Below are 984 nucleotides of genomic sequence, written 5' to 3'. Positions count from 1 at the left end.
TACGCGGGGGGCCCAGGCGGGTCAGGGGCCCACCGGGCCAGCGCCCGCCCGCGGCCCCGCGCGACCCGGAGGGGCCGCGCGGGCCGTTCTCGTGCCCGGGCGCGGTGATGCTCTGTGCTCGGCGCCCGTCCGCGGGCGCCTATCCTGTCCGCCATGGCGTGGTCGGTCTGGACGACCCTGGCGGCCGCCGGGGTGCTCATCTCGCTCACGCCCGGCGCGGGCGCGGTCAACACGATGGCCAACTCGATCGGCGTCGGGTGGGCGCGCTCCATCTGGGGGATCCTCGGCCAGCAGCTCGCCCTCGTCGCGCACGTGGCGATCGTGGCGGCAGGTGTCGGCGTGCTCGTCGCGGGTTCGCCCGTCCTGTTCGACGTCGTCCGCTACGGCGGCGCCGCCTACCTCGTCTACCTCGGGATCCGCCAGTGGCGGTCGCGCCCGAGCGGCGACGACGGCGACGCCGTCGTGCGCGGTCCGGAGTCGCGGTGGTCGATGGTCCGGCGCGGGCTCCTCGTCAACCTCACGAACCCGAAGGCGATCGTCTTCTTCCTCGCGTTCATCCCGCAGTTCGTCCGGCCGGACCGGCCGCTGCTGCCGCAGTACGTCGTGCTCGGGGTGACCGTGGTCGTGATCGACGTCCTCGTCATGTGGTTCTTCTTCGCCACCGCGGCGACGGGGCTGCGGCGCCTGACTCGCAGCCCGCGCGGGGAGCGCACCGTCAACCGGCTCTTCGGCGGACTCTTCGTCGGGGTCGGCGTCCTGCTCGCCGCCGTCCACTGAGCGCGGGTCGGGCAGGGTGCGCGGCCGTCACGGTCGACCGAGGCGGCCGCACGAAGACGTCGCGCACCGACCTTCCCCGCCGACGAGGACGCCCCCCACCCCCGGGTGGGGGGTGGGGGCGTCGGGTATAGGGGGACGAGGTGGGGGGAGGTAGGTAGGTACCCCCAGGTCGTAGCGTCGTAACGAGGGGGGGGCGTCGTGTGGGCG

The 984-nt window shown here is 74.7% G+C and carries 1 protein-coding gene; it reads left to right on the top strand.

Annotated features, from left to right (window positions below; translation table 11 throughout):
* Positions 1-153: 153 nt before the first annotated feature.
* Positions 154-777: a LysE family transporter gene (locus ACFWH7_RS19900; RefSeq protein ID WP_378219209.1), complete on the top strand. Its 624-nt coding sequence runs from the start codon at positions 154-156 to the stop codon at positions 775-777.
* Positions 778-984: the final 207 nt, after the last annotated feature.

The sequence above is a fragment of the Cellulosimicrobium cellulans genome, assembly GCF_042723955.1.
Classification (GTDB): Bacteria; Actinomycetota; Actinomycetes; order Actinomycetales; family Cellulomonadaceae; genus Cellulosimicrobium; species Cellulosimicrobium cellulans_H.
The sequence above is the reverse complement of the archived record's forward strand: the minus strand, read 5'-3'. Positions and strand labels throughout refer to the sequence as shown.

Bases quoted from the DNA above. Each gene is read 5' to 3' on its own strand.
- ACFWH7_RS19900 (WP_378219209.1), top strand. From the start codon at position 154: ATGGCGTGGTCGGTCTGGACGACCCTGGCGGCCGCCGGGGTGCTCATC.